Annotated in this window: 18 protein-coding genes; 8 read left to right on the top strand and 10 right to left on the bottom strand. The window is 64.7% G+C overall.

The features are described 5' to 3' along the window. Positions 1–131 precede the first annotated feature (131 nt). The 3 genes from flgM (at position 132) to AC1MHZ_RS11145 (ending at position 1783) form a co-directional block, all read left to right on the top strand. Positions 132–443 carry a flagellar biosynthesis anti-sigma factor FlgM gene (gene flgM, locus AC1MHZ_RS11155; RefSeq protein ID WP_084858259.1) on the top strand — a complete coding sequence of 104 codons (312 nt, stop codon included), beginning with the start codon at positions 132–134 and terminating at the stop codon, positions 441–443. 48 nt (positions 444–491) lie between these two features. Then, a complete protein-coding gene (locus tag AC1MHZ_RS11150) occupies positions 492–959 on the top strand; it encodes a flagella synthesis protein FlgN (RefSeq protein WP_084858260.1) in 468 nt (155 codons plus the stop codon). Positions 960–1039: 80 nt separating this feature from the next. Continuing rightward, positions 1040–1783, top strand: coding sequence for a flagellar brake protein (locus AC1MHZ_RS11145; protein ID WP_084858261.1), 744 nt, complete (start codon positions 1040–1042; stop codon positions 1781–1783). A 107-nt stretch (positions 1784–1890) separates the two neighbouring features. Here AC1MHZ_RS11145 and AC1MHZ_RS11140 read toward each other — a convergent pair whose 3' ends face one another. Further along, positions 1891–3234, bottom strand: coding sequence for an MFS transporter (locus tag AC1MHZ_RS11140; RefSeq protein ID WP_084858262.1), 1344 nt, complete (start codon positions 3232–3234; stop codon positions 1891–1893). 247 nt (positions 3235–3481) lie between these two features. Between AC1MHZ_RS11140 and AC1MHZ_RS11135 the strand changes: the two genes are divergently transcribed. Continuing rightward, on the top strand, positions 3482–4066 hold the full coding sequence (locus AC1MHZ_RS11135; RefSeq protein WP_324813521.1) for a hypothetical protein: 585 nt from the start codon (positions 3482–3484) through the stop codon (positions 4064–4066). 24 nt (positions 4067–4090) lie between these two features. On the opposite strand, the gene bkdR is transcribed toward AC1MHZ_RS11135, so the two are convergent. Then, complete coding sequence (gene bkdR / locus AC1MHZ_RS11130; protein WP_023381577.1) at positions 4091–4576, bottom strand: Bkd operon transcriptional regulator BkdR; 486 nt, start codon at positions 4574–4576, stop codon at positions 4091–4093. A 197-nt stretch (positions 4577–4773) separates the two neighbouring features. Between bkdR and AC1MHZ_RS11125 the strand changes: the two genes are divergently transcribed. From AC1MHZ_RS11125 to lpdA, 4 genes are read left to right on the top strand one after another with little or no spacing between them, the layout of a single operon-like run. Then, the gene (locus tag AC1MHZ_RS11125) at positions 4774–6006 is read left to right on the top strand and encodes a 3-methyl-2-oxobutanoate dehydrogenase (2-methylpropanoyl-transferring) subunit alpha (protein ID WP_084858264.1); all 1233 of its coding nucleotides are present in this window, start codon (positions 4774–4776) and stop codon (positions 6004–6006) included. A 1-nt stretch (position 6007) separates the two neighbouring features. Continuing rightward, a complete protein-coding gene (locus AC1MHZ_RS11120; RefSeq protein WP_084858265.1) occupies positions 6008–7066 on the top strand; it encodes an alpha-ketoacid dehydrogenase subunit beta in 1059 nt (352 codons plus the stop codon). After that, a complete protein-coding gene (locus AC1MHZ_RS11115) occupies positions 7067–8344 on the top strand; it encodes a dihydrolipoamide acetyltransferase family protein (protein WP_482966349.1) in 1278 nt (425 codons plus the stop codon). A gap of 2 nt (positions 8345–8346) precedes the next feature. Further along, entirely contained in the window at positions 8347–9726 is a 1380-nt protein-coding gene (gene lpdA / locus AC1MHZ_RS11110; RefSeq protein ID WP_084858267.1) for a dihydrolipoyl dehydrogenase, read from the top strand. Between the two features lie 130 nt (positions 9727–9856). Here lpdA and AC1MHZ_RS11105 read toward each other — a convergent pair whose 3' ends face one another. The 8 genes from AC1MHZ_RS11105 to AC1MHZ_RS11070 form a co-directional block, all read right to left on the bottom strand. After that, the gene (locus AC1MHZ_RS11105; protein ID WP_084858268.1) at positions 9857–10855 is read right to left on the bottom strand and encodes a sensor domain-containing diguanylate cyclase; all 999 of its coding nucleotides are present in this window, start codon (positions 10853–10855) and stop codon (positions 9857–9859) included. Positions 10856–11056: 201 nt separating this feature from the next. Next, positions 11057–12370 carry a cytochrome c gene (locus AC1MHZ_RS11100; RefSeq protein WP_465001296.1) on the bottom strand — a complete coding sequence of 438 codons (1314 nt, stop codon included), beginning with the start codon at positions 12368–12370 and terminating at the stop codon, positions 11057–11059. 10 nt (positions 12371–12380) lie between these two features. Next, a complete protein-coding gene (locus tag AC1MHZ_RS11095) occupies positions 12381–14168 on the bottom strand; it encodes a GMC family oxidoreductase (RefSeq protein WP_084858270.1) in 1788 nt (595 codons plus the stop codon). A 3-nt stretch (positions 14169–14171) separates the two neighbouring features. Next, entirely contained in the window at positions 14172–14924 is a 753-nt protein-coding gene (locus tag AC1MHZ_RS11090) for a gluconate 2-dehydrogenase subunit 3 family protein (protein ID WP_084858271.1), read from the bottom strand. Between the two features lie 190 nt (positions 14925–15114). Beyond that, entirely contained in the window at positions 15115–16101 is a 987-nt protein-coding gene (locus AC1MHZ_RS11085) for a 2-hydroxyacid dehydrogenase (RefSeq protein ID WP_084858272.1), read from the bottom strand. 9 nt (positions 16102–16110) lie between these two features. After that, positions 16111–17388 carry an MFS transporter gene (locus AC1MHZ_RS11080; protein ID WP_084858273.1) on the bottom strand — a complete coding sequence of 426 codons (1278 nt, stop codon included), beginning with the start codon at positions 17386–17388 and terminating at the stop codon, positions 16111–16113. A 64-nt stretch (positions 17389–17452) separates the two neighbouring features. Next, positions 17453–18406, bottom strand: coding sequence for a sugar kinase (locus AC1MHZ_RS11075; RefSeq protein WP_084858274.1), 954 nt, complete (start codon positions 18404–18406; stop codon positions 17453–17455). Next, positions 18399–19169 (bottom strand): sugar phosphate isomerase/epimerase family protein, encoded by a 771-nt coding sequence (locus tag AC1MHZ_RS11070; protein ID WP_465001298.1) that lies wholly within the window; start codon positions 19167–19169, stop codon positions 18399–18401. The genes AC1MHZ_RS11075 and AC1MHZ_RS11070 overlap by 8 nt, the downstream gene beginning before the upstream one ends. Positions 19170–19172: the final 3 nt, after the last annotated feature.

Raw genomic sequence — 19172 nt, 5'->3', positions numbered from 1 at the left:
TTTTCCTAGACTGTGTCAGAAAACGGGTTATGTGAACTTGCGCACAGGCGCCGACAAATTCGCGCCTAAAGTTTTTTTCGGGTTGGCCGAAAACAAGGCAAGCGTCCAAATTCCCAGAGGTTTCTACAATCATGGTCATCGACTTCAGTCGTTTGAATAATGCGCCATCCATCACCGGTGGCGTTCGCGGCAATACCGCGACCGGCAACGCCGAGAAAGCCGGCGAAACCAGCCAGGCGGCCAAGCCCGACGCCAGCGGAGAAGCCGTACATCTCAGCCAGGAGGCCCAGCAGTTGCAGAAGATCAGCGACCAGCTGCGTGATCAACCTGAAGTCAACAGCGCCCGCGTGGCCCAGTTGAAGCAGGCCATCGCAGAGGGTAGCTACAAGGTCGATGCCGAGCGGGTCGCCAGCAAACTGCTTGATTTCGAAGCCCAGCGCTAACCCTTTGGGGCGCTGACTTCAAAGGACGTAACGAGCCAAGAGCCAGCCATGCACGACACTACCCTGCTGCAATTGATCGAAAACGACATCGCGCCCACCCAGGAGCTGCTCGAACTGCTTCAGAAGGAAGCCGTCGCCCTGCATGGCCGTGATATGGCGCTGCTGGAGCATATCCTGGCGCGCAAACAGTCGTTGATCGTCTTGCTCGAGCAGCAGGGCATGCGACGCAACCAGCTGCTCACCGGGCTCGGCCTTTCCGCTGACCGCGAAGGCGTGAAGGCCTTGGCGGAACAATCAACGGTAGGCGAGGTCTTGCTGCAACGTTTGGACGCGCTCTCCCAATTGATGGATGCCTGCCAAGCCGCCAACGCGACCAACGGCCGGATCATCCAGGTGCAACAGCTCGCCACCGCCAACCAGATCCGCATCCTCAACGGCGGCGACTCTCCCTCGCTCTACGACAGCCGTGGCACCACCTCGCCCATGGCCAAGGCACGGGCTATCAGTCAAGTGTGATTACCGCTATCAAGGCACGGAACATACTGGCAAAATGCCGTTACTTGCGTGTGTCGTTTTTGCCTGGAGATTGAAAACCCGTGTTCAATGAAACCGATGCCCCGCAACCGCCGAAGGTGCTGACCACGCCTTTGGAGATCGCGGCCAACCTGCGCCAGCTGCAAGATAGCCATGATCCCTTGATCATCACCTTCCACGAGCGCAGCCAGCGGTTCCAGAGCTACGTGGTACACGTGGACCGTGACAGCAATACCCTGGCGCTGGATGAGATGATTCCGCGCGACGGGGAAAAATACATCGAGAACGGCGAACCGTTCCGCATCGAAGGTTTCCATGACGGGGTGCGCATCGCCTGGGATTGCAACACCGCACCGACCATCACCGAGATCAACGGCCACCGCTGCTACCGCAGCGCCCTGCCCAGCGAAGTGACCTACCACCAACGGCGCAACGCCTTCCGCGCCGCGCTCAAGCTGTCGCAGCTGGTCGATATCGTGCTCGACGGCGAAAAGCTCAAGGGCAAGGGCGCCCTGCGCGGCAAGCTGCTGGATATCTCCGCCACCGGTTGCAAGCTGCGCTTCGAGGGCAATGTGGAAGAGCGCCTGCAACTGGGCCAGGTCTACGAGCGCTTTGCCGCTGCGGCCCCGCTGGGTATCCCGCAAGCGATGGTGGAACTGCGCCACCTGCACTTCGAGGAGCGCGCCAATACCACGTTCGCCGGGGTACGCTTTCATAACCTCAATGGCCAACTGCAGCGCAAGGTCGAGAGCTTCGTGTACCAATTGCAGCGTGAGGCACGGCGGTTCGACAAAGACGACTATTGAGCCTTGCTGGGCCATGAAAAACGCCACCCGATCGGGTGGCGTTTTCGTTTTTACAGCTCTAGGGGAAGAATTGCGGGACAAGCCCGCGATGAGGCCGACCCTGCCACCTAGATCGACTTATCGACCTCGGCCTGCGGCTCGGCCTCTTCGGCTTTGGCCTTCTGTTCCTCAGCCTCGGTATCCTCCGCGGCCACCGGCGCCTGCATCACCTCCTGCACGGTCGCCTCATCCACCCGCGGGTCGAGCGCCGCCGACAACGGCGAACCGGCCGCTGGCATGGCCACGTGGCCCAGTGGCGCGTCCTGCACCTGGTGCAACCCGGTGACCGCCTTCGGCCGGATACGCCACACCAGCACCAAGGCGAAGAACAGGAAGAAGGCGTACAGCATCTGCGGCCCCAACGCTTTCATCAGCACCCCCGCCGCCAGCGGCCCGATACAGGCCCCCACGCCGTAGGTCACCAGCAACATGGCCGTCAACGAGACACGCCGCTCGCTTTCGACATGGTCGTTGGAAAACGCGACCGCCAGCGGATACAGGCAGAACTGCAGCAGCGAAATCACGAAACCGATGGCGAACAGCAACTCCAGCGGCACGCTGGGCAGCACCGCCAGCGGCAATGCCGCCAGCGCCAGGCCGATCGAGACGCTACGGATCAGCACGGCTCGGTCGTAGCGGTCCGACAGCCAACCGAGCGGCCACTGCACCACCAACCCCGCGAAGATGCAGCTACCCATGAACAGACCGATCTGCTCGGTGGTCAGCCCCTGTTTGGCCGCATACAACGGCGCCAGGCCGTAGAACGAACCCACGATCAGGCCCGAACCCAGCACCGTGGACAGGGACTGGGGTACCCGTTTGAGGAAGAACTTCGGCTCCATCGGCGCCGGGCGCAACGGTGCCGGGTGGATGCGCCGGGTCATCGCCACCGGCACCAGGCACAAGGCAAAACACATGGCCACCAGCATCAGCAGTTCAGGGCCAAGCTCCGGATGCACCACCAGGATCAGCTGGCCGAGTACCAGGCCCAGGTAGGAGGCGATCATGTAGCCGCTGAACACTGCCCCGCGGTGCTTCACATCGGCCTGCTCGTTGAGCCAGCTCTCGATGACCATGTACTGGCACATCATCCCCAGGCCGACGATCATCCGCAGCCCTACCCAGACCGGCAACCAGTTGGTCATGCCATGCCCGAGCACGGCGGCACACACGATGCCGGCGCACGTGGCATAGGCGCGTATGTGCCCGACCCGGCCGATCAGCCGGTGGCCGATCTTGCCGCCCACCGCCAGGCCGAAATAGTTGGCGGCCATCAAGGCGCCGACCCAGAGGCTGTCCACATGGTCGGCGGCCAGGCGCAGGGCCAAGTAGGTACTGAGCAGGCCCGAGCCGATCAACATCATCAGCGCGGCGAAATACAACGACTGAAACGGCTTCCAGATATTTCGCATAAGTCCCTAGCGGCTCCCGAGTCAGGTGGCGATGGGTTGCAGACAAGCATAAGGGCAAATGCCAGGGAATGAGTGCAGTGGCAGGTAAAATGCTGTTGCCGGGGCGCGTCCGGTGCAGGTCATGTCGTGATCAGGCCTGTACAGCAGGCTGAAAGGCCCCTTCCGCTGGCTGAAACGCATCCATGTCCCAAGTCGACAGGCAGTGCCTTAGCCTGGGCTACCGCCTCAGCAATCATCGGAGACTTACATGATAAGGGCCAATTTCACCGCTACGCTGTATAGCCGCCACCGTGGTCAGATCGTTGTTGCAGACAACAACGTACACCCAGTTCTTGGCCTGGATGAAGACGGCTGGCTGTGCACGACAGCCGCGCGCAGGAGCATGCCACGCAGCGCGAATGAATTCCAACGACTCGCATTCCATTTTGAATTCATCGAGCACCGTGAAGACCGCACGCACTACTACATTACCTGCGCAGAACACTGGGCCTATATTGGCGCCCGGCTTGAAAGCAGTGGCAATGGCTGGCTAGGCCTGTATGGTACGCATGTGGCCGGGCGGGTCCGGGATGTGCTCAACGCCCCACATCCGTACAACCTGCTACGTACCAGGCCCTACTGGAAAATCGAAACGCTCCAGCCATGGGACGGCACACTGAAGAACGCCAGCAATATTCCCTTCTACCTGCGGGACATGAACGGCTACCGCGTTGCGGAGTCGCTCTCGGACCATGTCCCGGTAATTGACCTGGCCCGCCAGTACTACCTCAATGCCAGTGAGCGTACCGGTGACGTCCTAGAATTCTACCTAAGCGATATTCAGCTGACCTAACCAGCAAGCATAGTGCTCGGACGGCTACTCTCGCAATGTCATGCCATTGGCCGGCAGTGGCAAGGCCGTCTTGTAGCGCACCTGCTTCAAGGCGAAACTGGAACGGATGTTGGCCACCCCTGGCAACCGCGTCAGGTAATCCAGGAATCGTTCCAGCGCCTGGATGCTGGGCAACAGTACTCGCAACAGATAGTCCGGATCGCCCGTCATCAGGTAGCACTCCATCACCTCGGGCCGCTCGGCGATTTCTTCCTCGAAGCGGTGCAGCGACTGCTCCACCTGCTTCTCCAGGCTCACATGGATGAACACGTTCACGTCCAGCCCCAGCACCTCGGGCGCCAGCAGGGTCACTTGCTGACGGATGACCCCCAGCTCCTCCATGGCCTTGACCCGGTTGAAGCAAGGCGTCGGCGACAGGTTCACCGAGCGGGCCAGCTCTGCGTTGGTGATGCGGGCGTTTTCCTGGAGGCTGTTGAGAATGCCGATATCCGTACGATCGAGTTTGCGCATGAGACAAATTCACCGGTTTTTTGTGTTTATGCGGAATGTTTATCTGGCCCGTCAGGCAAAGGCAATCAACTTGAGAGAAAAATTCTCTGGCCATCCCCCTATGATGTATTTAGCGCTGACTTACCAGTCACAAGCCGGTACTCAGCGGCGACCGCTTCAAAGCTCACAAAAACAACATTCGAGCGAGCGTAAAAGGCATGAACGAGTACGCCCCCCTGCAGCTGCATGTGCCCGAGCCTACCGGCCGGCCAGGCTGCCAGACCGATTTTTCCTACCTGCGTCTGAACGACGCCGGTCTTGTCCGTAAACCTCCTGTCGATGTGGAGCCCGCCGACACCGCGGATCTCTCCTATAGCCTGATTCGCGTCCTGGACGAGCACGGCAACGCCGTCGGCCCCTGGGCCGAGGACATCGACCCGCAGGTCCTGCGCCAAGGCATGCGCGCCATGCTCAAGACGCGGATCTTCGACAACCGCATGGTCGTCGCCCAGCGCCAGAAGAAGATGTCCTTCTACATGCAGAGCCTGGGCGAGGAAGCCATCGGCAGTGCCCAGGCCCTGGCGCTGCAATACACCGACATGTGCTTCCCAACCTATCGCCAGCAGAGCATTCTGATGGCCCGGGACGTCTCCCTGGTCGAGATGATCTGCCAGCTGCTGTCCAACGAGCGCGACCCGCTCAAGGGCCGCCAGCTGCCGATCATGTACTCGGTGCGCGAAGCCGGCTTCTTCACCATCAGCGGCAACCTGGCCACCCAGTTCGTGCAGGCGGTCGGCTGGGCCATGGCCTCGGCGATCAAGGGCGACACCAAGATCGCCTCGGCCTGGATCGGCGACGGCGCCACCGCCGAGTCGGACTTCCACACCGCCCTGACCTTCGCCCACGTCTACCGCGCCCCGGTGATCCTCAACGTGGTCAACAACCAATGGGCCATCTCCACCTTCCAGGCCATCGCCGGGGGTGAATCGACCACCTTCGCCGGCCGTGGCGTGGGTTGCGGCATCGCTTCGCTGCGGGTCGACGGCAACGACTTCATCGCGGTCTACGCCGCCTCGCGCTGGGCCGCCGAACGCGCCCGCCGTGGCCTGGGCCCGACCTTGATCGAATGGGTCACCTACCGCGCAGGCCCGCACTCGACCTCCGACGACCCGTCCAAGTACCGCCCGGCCGACGACTGGAGCCACTTCCCACTGGGCGACCCGATCGCGCGTCTGAAGCAGCACCTGATCGCCAGCGGCCATTGGTCCGAGGAAGAACACCAGGCGGTCACCGCCGAGCTCGAGGCCGAGATCCTCAAGGCCCAGAAGGAAGCCGAGCAGTACGGCACCCTGGGCAATGGCCACATCCCGAGTGCCGCCTCGATGTTCGAGGACGTGTACAAGGAAATGCCCGAACACCTGCGCCGCCAGCGCCAGGAACTGGGGGTCTGAGATGAACGATCACAACAACAGCATCCATCTGGAATCCGCCATGTCCACCACCACCATGACCATGATCCAGGCCCTGCGCTCGGCCATGGACATCATGCTCGAGCGCGACGACAACGTGGTGATCTACGGCCAGGACGTCGGCTACTTCGGCGGCGTGTTCCGTTGCACCGAAGGCCTGCAGGCCAAGTACGGCAAGTCGCGGGTGTTCGACGCGCCGATTTCCGAGAGCGGTATCGTCGGCACTGCCGTGGGCATGGGCGCCTATGGCCTGCGCCCGGTGGTGGAGATCCAGTTCGCCGACTACTTCTACCCGGCCTCCGACCAGATCGTCTCGGAGATGGCCCGCCTGCGCTACCGTTCGGCCGGCCAGTTCACTGCCCCGCTGACCTTGCGCATGCCCTGTGGCGGCGGCATCTACGGCGGTCAGACCCACAGCCAGAGCCCGGAGGCGATGTTCACCCAGGTCTGCGGCCTGCGTACGGTGATGCCATCCAATCCCTATGACGCCAAGGGCCTGCTGATCGCCGCCATCGAATGCGACGACCCGGTGATCTTCCTGGAGCCCAAGCGCCTGTACAACGGCCCGTTCGACGGCCACCACGACCGCCCGGTGACGCCGTGGTCCAAGCACCCGCAGAGCGCGGTACCCGACGGCTACTACCAGGTCCCGCTGGACAAGGCTGCCATTGCTCGCCCAGGCAACGACGTGACCGTGCTGACCTACGGCACCACGGTGTACGTGTCCCAGGTGGCCGCCGAGGAGACCGGCGTCGACGCCGAGGTCATCGACCTGCGCAGCCTGTGGCCGCTGGACCTGGACACCATCGTCGAGTCGGTCAAGAAGACCGGCCGCTGCGTGGTGGTCCACGAGGCCACCCGTACCTGCGGCTTCGGCGCCGAACTGGTGTCGCTGGTCCAGGAGCATTGCTTCCATCACCTCGAGGCGCCGATCGAGCGCGTCACTGGCTGGGACACCCCCTACCCTCACGCACAGGAATGGGCCTACTTCCCCGGCCCTTCGCGGGTAGGTGCGGCATTGAAACGGGTCATGGAGGTCTGAATGGGCACGCACGTCATCAAGATGCCGGACATCGGCGAAGGCATCGCACAGGTCGAGTTGGTGGAATGGTTCGTCAAGGTCGGCGATGTGATCGCCGAGGACCAAGTGGTGGCCGATGTCATGACCGACAAAGCCACCGTGGAAATCCCTTCGCCGGTCAGCGGCAAGGTGTTGGCCCTGGGCGGCCAGCCAGGTGAGGTGATGGCGGTCGGCAGCGAGCTGATCCGCATCGAAGTCGAAGGCGGCGGCAACCACGTGGATGCGCCGCAGGCCAAGCCGGTCGAAGCCGTCGCGGCCCCTGCTCCGGCGCCGGTCGCCGAGCCACCGCGCAGCGCACCTCAAGTGATGGCCAGCCAGCCTGCCAGCACCAGCACTGCCGCGCCTATCGTGCCGCGCCAGGCCAGCGACAAGCCTCTGGCCTCCCCGGCCGTGCGCAAGCGCGCCCTGGATGCCGGTATCGAGCTGCGCTACGTGCATGGCAGCGGCCCGGCCGGGCGCATCCTGCATGAAGACCTCGATGCGTTCATCAGCAAGCCCCACAGCAGCGCCGGCCAAGCGCCGAGCGGCTACGCCAAGCGTACCGACAGCGAGCAGGTGCCGGTCATCGGCCTGCGCCGCAAGATCGCCCAGCGCATGCAGGATGCCAAGCGCCGCGTCGCCCATTTCAGCTACGTCGAGGAAATCGACGTCACCGCCCTGGAAGCCCTGCGCCAGCAGCTCAACCAGAAGCACGGCGAAAGCCGCGGCAAGCTGACCCTGCTGCCGTTCATCGTGCGCGCCATGGTCGTGGCCCTGCGCGATTTCCCGCAGATCAACGCCACCTATGACGACGAAGCCCAGGTCATCACCCGCCATGGCGCGGTGCATGTAGGCATCGCCACCCAGGGCGACAATGGCCTGATGGTGCCGGTGTTGCGCCATGCCGAAGCCGGCAGCCTGTGGAGCAACGCCGCCGAGATCGCCCGCCTGGCCAACGCCGCCCGCAACAACAAGGCCAGCCGCGACGAGCTGTCGGGCTCGACCATCACCTTGACCAGCCTCGGCGCACTGGGCGGTATCGCCAGCACGCCAGTGGTCAACACGCCGGAAGTGGCCATCGTCGGGGTCAACCGCATGGTCGAACGACCGGTGGTGATCGACGGCCAGATCGTCGTGCGCAAGATGATGAACCTGTCCAGTTCCTTCGACCACCGTGTGGTCGATGGCATGGATGCCGCCCTGTTCATCCAGGCCGTACGTGGCCTGCTGGAACAGCCCGCCTGCCTGTTCGTGGAGTGAGCATGCAACAGATCCTCAATACCACCCTGCTGATCATCGGTGGCGGCCCTGGCGGCTACATCGCCGCCATTCGCGCCGGCCAGCTGGGCATCCCCACCGTGCTGGTCGAAGGCCAGGCGCTGGGCGGCACCTGCCTGAACATCGGCTGCATCCCGTCCAAGGCGCTGATCCATGTGGCCGAGCAGTTCCATCAGGCCAGCCGCCTCGATGACACCTCCCCCCTGGGCATCAGCGTGTCCGCACCGCGCCTGGACATCACCCGCAGCGTGGCCTGGAAGGACGGCATCGTCGATCGCCTGACCAGCGGTGTCGCCGCACTGCTGAAGAAGAACGGTGTGAAGGTGATCCACGGCTGGGCCAGGATTCTCGACGGCAAGAACGTCGAGGTCGATGGCCAGCGTATCCAGTGCGAACACCTGCTGCTGGCCACCGGCTCCACCAGCGTGGAACTGCCGATGCTGCCGCTGGGCGGCCCGGTGATCTCTTCCACCGAGGCCCTGGCGCCCAAGGCCCTGCCCCAGCATCTGGTGGTGGTTGGTGGCGGCTATATCGGCCTGGAGCTGGGCATTGCCTACCGCAAGCTCGGTGTGCAGGTCAGCGTGGTGGAAGCCCGCGAGCGCATCCTGCCGACCTACGACGCCGAGCTGACCCAGCCGGTGGCCGAGTCGGTGAAGAAACTGGGCATCGCCCTGTACCTGGGCCACAGCGTCGAAGGCTACGAGAACGGTTGCCTGCTGGCCAACGACGGCCAGGGCGGGCAACTGCGCCTGGAGGCCGACCAGGTGCTGGTCGCGGTCGGTCGTCGTCCGCGCACCCAGGGCTTCAACCTTGAATGCCTGGACCTGAAGATGAACGGTGCGGCAGTGGCCATCGATGAACGCTGCCAGACCAGCATGCGCAACGTCTGGGCCATTGGCGATGTGGCCGGCGAGCCGATGTTGGCGCACCGCGCCATGGCCCAGGGCGAAATGGTGGCGGAAATCATCGCCGGCAAGGCACGGCGTTTCGAGCCGGCTGCAATTGCCGCGGTGTGCTTCACCGACCCGGAAGTGGTGGTGGTCGGCAAGACCCCGGAGCAAGCCAGCCAGCAAGGCCTGGATTGCATCGTCGCGCAGTTCCCCTTCGCCGCCAACGGCCGGGCCATGACCCTGGAAGCGAAAAGCGGCTTCGTGCGTGTGGTGGCCCGCCGTGACAACCACCTGATCCTCGGCTGGCAGGCCGTAGGGGTGGCGGTCTCGGAGTTGTCCACTGCCTTCGCCCAATCCCTGGAGATGGGCGCACGGCTGGAGGATGTCGCCGGCACCATCCATGCCCACCCGACCCTGGGCGAAACGGTCCAGGAGGCGGCCCTGCGTGCCTTGGGCCACGCCCTGCATATCTGACACTGAAGCGGCGACGGCCGATTTGACCCGCTGCGCCCCAGGCGCCGCGGGTCTTTTTTGTCCGGCTTTGCAAGGCTTGCCCCCCCTGTAGGAGCGGGCTTGCCCCGCTCCTACAGGGGTCGGCTGCAGCTCATTCGAAAATGGTGTTCTTGCCCGCAGCCTTGGCCCGGTACAGCGCCCGGTCGGCCCGCGCCAGCAGGTCGTGCTGGTCTTCATCCTCCTGCCAGCGCACCACGCCGAAGCTCATGGTCAACCGGCAATCGCCGATCGGCTCCACCGCTTCCATGGCCTGGCGGATCGCGCCTGAAATCTCCAATGCCTGCTCCACCGGCGTTTGCGGCAACACGGCGACGAACTCGTCCCCCCCCCAGCGCGCCAGCAGGTCCTGAGGGCGCAGACAACCCCGGATGCATTCGACCACCTCCACCAGCGCCGCATCCCCGCGGGCATGACCGTGGCGGTCGTTGATCGGCTTGAAGTCGTCTACGTCCATGACGATCAGCGACAACGGCTGGCGGAAACGCCGGGCCCGTTCGCATTCCTGCTGCAGGGTCTTCTCCAGGCGATAGCGGTTGGCAGTGCGGGTCAGCGCGTCGCGCTCGGCAAGCTCCAGGTTCTCATCGAGCTGGCGTTGCAGTTGCTGGTTGACCCACGACAGCTCCCGGGTGCGCTCGGCTACCAGGGTTTCCAGGGACTGGTTCTTCTGCTGCAGCTCGATCACCAGGCGCTTGCCGGCATCGATGTTGCGGTGCGCGCCGAGCATGCGCGCCACCGAGCCATCCTCGTTGCGGGCGATGATATGGCCGCTGTCCTCGATCCACAGGTAACTGCCGTCCTGGCAACGGCAACGGTATTCGATGCGGTAGCGCTCGTTGCGCTGGTTGATGTAGGCCTCGAAGTGGGCCATTACCCGAGGGTAGTCCTCCGGGTGGATGACGCTTTCCCAGGTGAGCACGGTGTTGGCCATGGAATGGCTTTCGTAGCCGAGCATGGCGTACCAGCCGGGGTTGCGGTAGACGTACCCGGAATTGGCATCCCAATCCCAGATACCATCGCTGATCAGCTCGAACAAGGTATGCAGCTGCTGCTCGCTGAAACCGGCGGGCACCGGCTTTGGCTCCTGACTCATGACACGCTCCCTGGCTCCCCTCGGTGGCAAGCATAGCTGCACCGCACAGCCCTGCGGATAGCCCGGCAGGCCGCTTTCGTGCCTTTGCGAGCCCAAGCCTGTATACCTGTAACGTTCATGGAACTGCGGCCCAGGCCACTCCCCACCCTGTGTAGGAGCGGCCTTGTACCGCGAAGGGGCCGCGCCGGCGGCCCTCAAGGTTCAAGGTTCCTCGATCCCCGTGGTATCACCGATCAACGACTCGGCCTTGAGCACAGGCGCCGGCTGCTTGCGCAGGCTCGCCACCTGGGCTGCGGTCACCGCACCGGCCTGGTTGCCCCAGCTGCTGCGGATGAAGTTGACCACATCGGCCACTTGCTGGTCGTTCATCCGCCAGGCGAAGGCCGGCATGGTGAAGGTCGACGGCGCCGTCTGCGTTGCAGGCAAGGTGCCGCCTTCGAGCACGATGTGGATCAGCGAAGTGGCATCCTTGCCCTGCAGCACCGGGTTGCCGGCAAGGGCCGGGAACACCCGCGCGTAGCCCTTGCCATCGGTGCGGTGGCAAGCAGCGCAGTTGTCCACGTAGAGCGCGGCACCGGGTTTGGCATCGTCGCCCTTCCACAACGCATCGGCGACCTGGCGGTCCTCCTGGAACGGCTTGTCGTCCGGGTTCACCGGCGGCAAGGTCTTCAGGTAGCGGGCGATGGCGCTGAGGTCGGCGTCGCTCATGTACTGCATGCTGTGCTCGACCACATCGCTCATGCCGCCGAAGACCGCCGTGCGCTCGTTGCGCCCGGTCTTGAGAAAGGCCACGATCTGCGCCTCGCTCCAGCTGCCCAGGCCATCTTTGTGATCGCCCCGCAGGCTCTTGGCGACCCAGCCTTCCAGCGGCGCGCTGCCGGCCAGGTAGGCATCGCCGTCGTCGGCATCCAGCGCTTTTTCCTGCATGGTCAACGCCCGTGGCGTGTGGCAGGCGCCACAATGGCCCAGGCCCTCGACTAGATAGGCCCCGCGGGCCACCACCGGGTCACGCCCACCGGCCTCGAACGGCTTGACCTCAGGCGCGAACAGCCCGCGCCAGAACGCCAGCGGCCAGCGCATGCTCAGCGGCCAAGGGATGTCGCTGTCCTTGTTGGCCTGCTCCACCGGCTGCACGCCGTGCATGAAGTAGGCATAGAGCGCCTGCATGTCCTCGTCGCTGACCCGCGCATAGGACGGGTATGGCATGGCCGGATACAGAGTGCTGCCATCGAGCCCGATGCCCTGGCGTACGGCGCGCTCGAAGTCTTCGTAGCTGTAGTCGCCGATGCCGCTCGGGTCCGGGGTGATGTTGGTGGAATAGAGCGTGCCGATGGGGGTCTCCATGGGCAGGCCGCCGGCGAACGGCTTGCCGCCCTTGGCGGTATGGCAGGCCACGCAGTCGCCGGCGCGGGCCAGGTATTCGCCCTTCTTGACCAGGGCCGGGTCGGCCGCGTCGGCGGCATGCAGCAGGGTACTGGCGCCCAGGCAGAGGGCGGCGGTCAACAGTCGTTTCATGGTCGGCCTCCTATGCCTGCACCAGTGGACCTGGGTTCTTCAGGTACTGCTCGCGAATGGCCCGCGCCGACCAGTAAGTCAGCGCCGCCACCAACCCGGTGGGGTTGTAGCCCAGCCCCTGGGGAAACGCCGAGGCGCCCGGCACGAAGACGTTGTGCACGTCCCAGCTCTGCAGGTAGCGGTTGATGGCACTAGTCTTGGGGTCGGTGCCCATGATCGCGCCGCCGTTGAGGTGGGTGGTCTGGTACACGGTGGCATCGAAGTGCTGACCGAACGCCTTCATCGACGCGGCGATCGCCTTGGGCCCCATGGCTTCGGCGATCTTGCGCATCTGCTCGACCATGAAGCGGTTCATCTTCACGTCGTTGTCCTTCCAGTCGAAAGTCATGCGCAGCAGCGGCAGGCCATAGGCGTCCTTGTACACCGGGTCCAGGTCCAGGTAGTTGTCGCGGTAGGACTGGTGCGCGCCATGGGCGTCCATCGACAGCATGTGGCTGTAGCTGTCCGCCACCGCGGCCTTCCAGGCACTGCCCCACTTGGGCGTGCCTGGCGGGGTCTTGGTGCCGGAGATGGGCTTGGTGCCCGCCTGGTTGACCCAGAACGGCGAGCCGCCGACGAAGCCGAGCGGGCCATGGTCGAAGTTGTCGGCATTGAAATCGTCCACCGCCACGCCATTGCCGCCAGCGCCGATGAAGGGGTTGGTGTGGTGGCTGTTCTTGTCGAAGAAAGCGCTCACCGTGGACAGGTTCTGGAAGGCGAAGTTACGCCCCACCACACCCTGGTTGCTGACCGGGTCGTAGGGTTTGCCGATGCCCGAAAGCAGCATCAGGCGCACGTTGTTGAACTGGAAGGCACCGAGGATCACCAGGTCCGCCGGCTGTTCCACCTCGCGCCCCTGGGCATCGACGTAGGTCACGCCGGTGGCCAGGTTCTTCTCGGCATTGAGGTTGACCCGCAACACATGGGCATTGTTGCGCAGCTCGAAGTTCGGCACTTGGCGCAGGGCCGGCAGGATGTTCACGTTGGGCGAGGCCTTGGAATACATGTAGCAGGCATAGCCGCTGCAGTAGCCGCAGAAATTGCACGGGCCCATCTGTGCCCCGTAGGGGTTGGTGTAGGGCCCGGAGGTGTTGGCCGACGGCAAATTGTAGGGGTGGTAGCCGACCTCGCGGGCCGCCTTCTCGAACAGCTGCGCCGAGACGGTGTTCTTCTGCGCCGGCAGCGGGAAATCATCGGAGCGGTCCGGGGAGAACGGGTTGCCGCCCTTGTCGCGGCCCACCACCTGCCCCTTGATCGACCAGGCGGTGCCGGAGGTGCCGAAGACTTTTTCGGCGAAATCGAAGTACGGTTCCAGCTCTTCGTAGCTGACGCCGAAATCCTGGATGGTCATGCCTTCGGGGATGAAGGCCTTGCCATAGCGTTCCTCATAGTGGCTGCGCATGCGCAGCTCCATCGGGTCGACGCGAAAATGCACGCCCGACCAGTGCAGCCCGGCCCCGCCGGTGCCCGTGCCAGGCAGGAAGGCGCCGAACTGGCGGTACGGCACGGCCACATCGTTCAGGCTGTGACGCAGGGTCACGGTCTCGCGGGAAATGTCCATGAACAGTTTCTTGCGCGAGTTGTAGGTCAGCTCGTCCATGGTCTGCGGGTAGACACCGTCCGGGTAGGTGTCACGCGCTGGGCCCCGCTCCAGGGCGACCACCTGCAGGCCTGCCTCGGTCAGTTCCTTGGCCATGATCGCGCCGGTCCAGCCGAACCCGACGATGACCGCATCGACTTTCTTCATCACCTGGGCCATCGCTCAACCTCGCTCGCCACTGATGGATACCGGAGGGAAGGGATAGCGCTCGTCGCGTTCCACCCAATCCATGAAATCGGCGCGCGCGCCGGGGAAGCCAATCAGCTTCCAGCCAGCCAGGCCTTGGTTGCCGCCGTGCAGCGGGTCGCTGAAGAACCCTTCGCGGGTATTGAGCCAGAGCATGGCGAAGAAGGTGACGGCAGGCACCGAGGCCAGGGCCGCCTTGCCGCTGTCCAGGGCCTCCAGGGCTTGCTGCTGTTGGGCCGGGTCCAGCTGGGCGAACGGCTTGCTCCACTGCGCCTTGCACCAGGCGTCGGTTTCCTGGATACCCAGCCGGTAGATCTCCTGGGGGCTGAGCTTGAGCTGGTAGCCCAACTCGGCCGGTGCGTCCGGATGGAAGGGGCCCTGCATGTACCACAGGCCACCACTGCCGTAGCGGGTATTGAGCTGGCGGTCGATGAATTCCGGTACACCGGCTTCTACCGCACCGGGGCCGAGCGCGTCGGCGGGAATGAGCACCGCGACCGCAGCTGAGATGAACGCCCACTCTTCGGCATTGAAGAAGGTCGGTTGGTAGGCGCGGGCTGGCGCCCTGCCCTGTTCGGGGTCCTTGGCGGATGCGGGGGTCGCGGTATCGGCAAGCACCGCGCTGCCCATGCCGGTGCTGGCGAGGGTCGCCACCGGAATGAGGGTCAGTGACTTGCGCAGGAACTCGCGGCGCGCCGGGTGCGCGAAGGCAGGTTCGTCGTTGGACATGGCTTTGGCCTCTTCTTTGACAGGTCAATCAGGTCATACATGGCATTCGCTCCGTTCGTGCGGGGCTGTTGTTGTTTTGTCGGGAAAGCTTAGACAGTGTTGCCTCCATCGCGGGACAAGCCCGCTCCCACAGGATGGCGCATCGAAACTTGTGGGAGCGGGCTTGCCCCGCGATGGAGGCTGGCGCGGATTAACTGGCCCTGCGCTCCCAAGCAATGGGATTCACCAGGTTGGCCGGTTTTTCACCCGCCAGGGCGGCGAGCAGGTTGTCCACCGCACAACGGGCCATGGCCTCACGGGTTTCGTGCGTGGCCGAGCCGATGTGCGGGGTCACCACCAGGTTGTCCAGTTGCAGCAAGGGTGAATTGGCCGGCAGCGGTTCGCGGACGAATACGTCCAGGCCCGCCCCACGGATACGCCGCTCGCGCAGGGCCTGCAGCAGGGCCGCCTCGTCCAGCACGCGACCACGGGCGATGTTCACCAGGATCGCCGAGGGCTTCATCAGTGCGAGCTCACGTTCGCCGATGAGGTTCTGCGTCTGCGCGTTCAGGGGCACGCACAGGCAGACGAAATCGGACTCGGCCAGCAAGGCCTCGAGGCTGCGGTGACGCGCCCCGTAGCGCGCTTCCACTTCGGGCCGTGGCTGGCGTGTGTGATACAGCACCTGCATGCCGAACCCTGCGTGGGCCCGACGGGCCAGGGCTTCGCCGATGCGCCCCAGGCCGACGATGCCCAGCGTCTTGCCGTGCACATCGCAGCCGAACTGGGCCGGGCCGATGCCGGCCTGCCAGTGGCCGTTGCGAATCCAGCCGTCGAGTTCCACCACCCGCCGGGCACAAGCCATCAGCAGGGCGAAACCGGTGTCGGCAGTGGTTTCGGTGAGCACGTCGGGGGTGTTGGTCAGCAGCACGCCGCGGCGGTCGAGCTCGCCGATATCGTAGTTGTCCACGCCCACCGAGACACTGGAGACCACTTCCAGCTGCGGCGCCAGGCTCAGCAGCTCGCCGTCCAGACGCAGGCTGGCACCGAGCAGGCCATGGGCACCCGGCAAGGCCGCCCGCAGGCGCGCCAGGCCGTCGGCCGCCGGCGCCTCGACCAGGGTCACCTCGGCATGGGCCTGCAGGCGCTGCATGAGTTCATCGGACAAACGTTTGTACAGGACGATGCGTTTTTTCATGGTCGATACCTATTGGCTCGGCGCCAGCTGTTGGCGCCGTGCCTGTTGCGAAGGGTTGAGCACGGCGGTCAGGGCCACCGCTACCAGCAGTGCGCCGCACATGAACAGATAGGAAGCCCCCGGGCCGCCGGTGACACCGTTGAGGTAGCCCACCAGCCAGGAGCCGGAGAACGAGCCCAGCGCGCCCATGCTGTTGATCAGGGCCATGGCGCCACCGGCAACGTTGCTGGGCAGCAGTTCCGGCACGATGGCGAAGAACGGGCCGTAGGGGGCGTACATGCAGGCACCGGCGATCACCAGCAGGGTGTATGACCACCAGAAATGCTCGGTGCCGAGGATGTAGGAGCCGTAGAAGGCCAGGGCAGCGATCAGCAGGGGCGGCCAGACGAAACGCTTGCGCTTTTGCATCCGGTCGGATGCCCAGGACACCCCGAGCATGGCCAGCACCGCGCCCAGGTACGGCACCGCCGACAGCCAGCCGGCCGTGACGATATCCAGCGCCGCAGCTTGCTTGAGAATCGATGGCAACCAGAGCACGAAGCCATAGACACCGATGCTCCAGCAGAAGTACTGCAACGACAGGATGATCACCTTGGGCGAACGGAACGCCTCGCGGTAGTTCTTCACCGGTTTGATGCCCTGTTGCTCGGCGGCCAGGGCCTCGCGCAGCGCGGTTTTCTCCTGTGCCTTCAGCCAGCTGGCCTGCTCCGGGCGATCGTCCACCAGGCGCCACCAGATGAATGCCCATAGCACCGCCGGCAGGCCCTCGATGATGAACATCCAGCGCCAGTCGAAATGCTTGACCAAGTAGCCGGACACCACCGACATCCACAGGATGGTCACCGGGTTGCCGAGGATCAGGAAGGTGTTGGCCCGCGAGCGCTCGGCGCGGGTGAACCAGTGGCAGAGGTAGATCAGCATGGCCGGCATCACCGCAGCTTCCACCACCCCCAGCAGGAAGCGGATGGCGATCAGCAGCGACACGCTCTGCACCATGCCGGTGAGCGTGGCCAGGCCGCCCCAGAGGATCAGGCTGACGAAGATCAGCTTCTTGACGCTGCGTTTTTCGGCATAGATGGCACCAGGCACCTGGAAGAAGAAATAGCCCAGGAAGAACAGCGCCCCGAGCAGGGACGACAGGGCCGGGGTGATATGCAGGTCATCGGCCATGCCCGAAGCGGCGGCAAAGCCGTAGTTGGCACGGTCGAGGTAGGCCAGGCTGTAGGTGATGAAGACGATGGGCATGATGTACCACCAGCGTCTTGGGGCAAGTCGGTCGATCTGCATGGTTGTATCTCCTGAGCTTGTTGTTCTTGTTGCAACAGGTACCGGCCAGGCCGGCAGGTTCGGTTCAACCGCCGAAGCGGTCTTCGTAGGCATCCAATTCATGGCGCTGCGGCAGGCCTTCCATGTCGCCGCGTGATTGCACCGCACGGCTGCCGCACCAGTTGCCGCGAGCCACGGCGCGGCGCAGGTCGTGGCCTTCGAGCAAGGCGCTGACCACGCCCACGGCGAAGGCATCGCCCGCCCCTACCGTGTCCACCACCTGCGCCACGGGACAGGGCGCGACCACCCCTTCGGTACCGCGCGCATCACGCAGGTACGCCCCCTCGGCGCCCAGTTTGATGGCCACGCATTGCACGCCGTGCTCCAGGTAGAAACCGGCAATGGCTTCAGGGGTTTGCCGGCCGGTGAGCAGGCGCCCCTCCTCAAGCCCTGGCAGCACCCAGTCGGCCTTGACCGCCAGGGCATTGATTTCCTGGACCATGGTTTGCCGGTTGGGCCATAGCGATGGGCGCAGGTTGGGGTCGAAGGAGATGCTGCGACCGTTCGCGCGCATGGCCTCGAGCAACTGCAGGGACAGGTCGCGGCACGACGCCGACAAGGCCGGCACGATGCCTGTGGCATGCAGGTGGCGGGCATCCAGTAGCTCCGGGCACAGCAGCGCCGGCGACATGCGGCTGGCGGCCGAGCTTCGGCGGAAGTATTCCACTTGCGGGTCGCTGCCATCGTCGCAACGTGCCTTGAGCTGGAAGCCCGTCGGGTATGCGGGGTCGATTTCGACACGGGCACAGTCCAGGCCTTCGCCACGCAGGCTGGCGAGCACGAAGGCGCCCAGCGAATCGTCTCCCACCCGGCTCAGCCAGTTCACCCGCAGGCCCAGACGCGCCAGGCCGATGGCCACGTTGCTGTCGGCGCCGGCAATGCGCTTGCCGAAGCCAGCCACCTGGGCCAGGTCGCCGCACTGCTCGGCCACGAACATGGCCATGGTTTCACCGAAGCAGAGCACATCATGTTCAGCCATGGTGGACCTCCGCCTCGAGCAAAGCCAGGTGCTGGACCTGCTGGCGGGTGTAGGCCAACAGATCGTCGTCGACCAATGGATACTCGATGGCACGGGGCACGCCGGGCATGAAGTGGACCATCAGCTGCCGCCAGGCCGCCAGGTCCGATGCCTGCGGCGGCACCGCCACCAGACGCCCGTCGTCACGCCGGGTGACGGCCTTGCAGTGCACGTACTGCACCCAGCGACCCAGCGCCTGCGCAGCCTGCTGGGGTGACTCGCCCTGCCAGTACCAGTTGCCGATGTCGAAGGTCATGCCCGGGGCCAGGTCGAGGTCGGCGGCACGCTCGAAGAATCGCCGCAGGGGTTCCAGGCGCCCACCCTGAGGCGTCTGGTCGTTCTCCACGAACAGCGCCGCCCTGCGCCCGAGCAAGGGCTGCAGGGCGTGCAGGTCGCAGGTGTCGCGGTAATGGCCAAGGGAAACCTTCAATGCCACCGCACCGATCCGCTCGGCCAGGTCCAGCCGCTCGGCCACCGCCGGCTCCAGGCTGCCGTCTTCGCGCCACAACTCCAGGGGCGTGGAGAACAGGCTTTCCAGCCCCAGCTCAGCACTGGCTTTGGCCAGGGTGTCGGCCTCGGGCCAGACCTCGAACAGCTCCTCGCGCCACTCCACACGGCACGCACCGGCTTGCGCCAACAGCGGCAGGTAGGCGACCTGGCCACGGCGCTTCACGGTATCGGCGCCGAAGCTCGACAGGCTGATGGAAACAGGGTTCGCATGCATCGT

This window comes from Pseudomonas sp. FA-1, assembly GCF_056856075.1.
The sequence above is the reverse complement of the archived record's forward strand: the minus strand, read 5'-3'. Positions and strand labels throughout refer to the sequence as shown.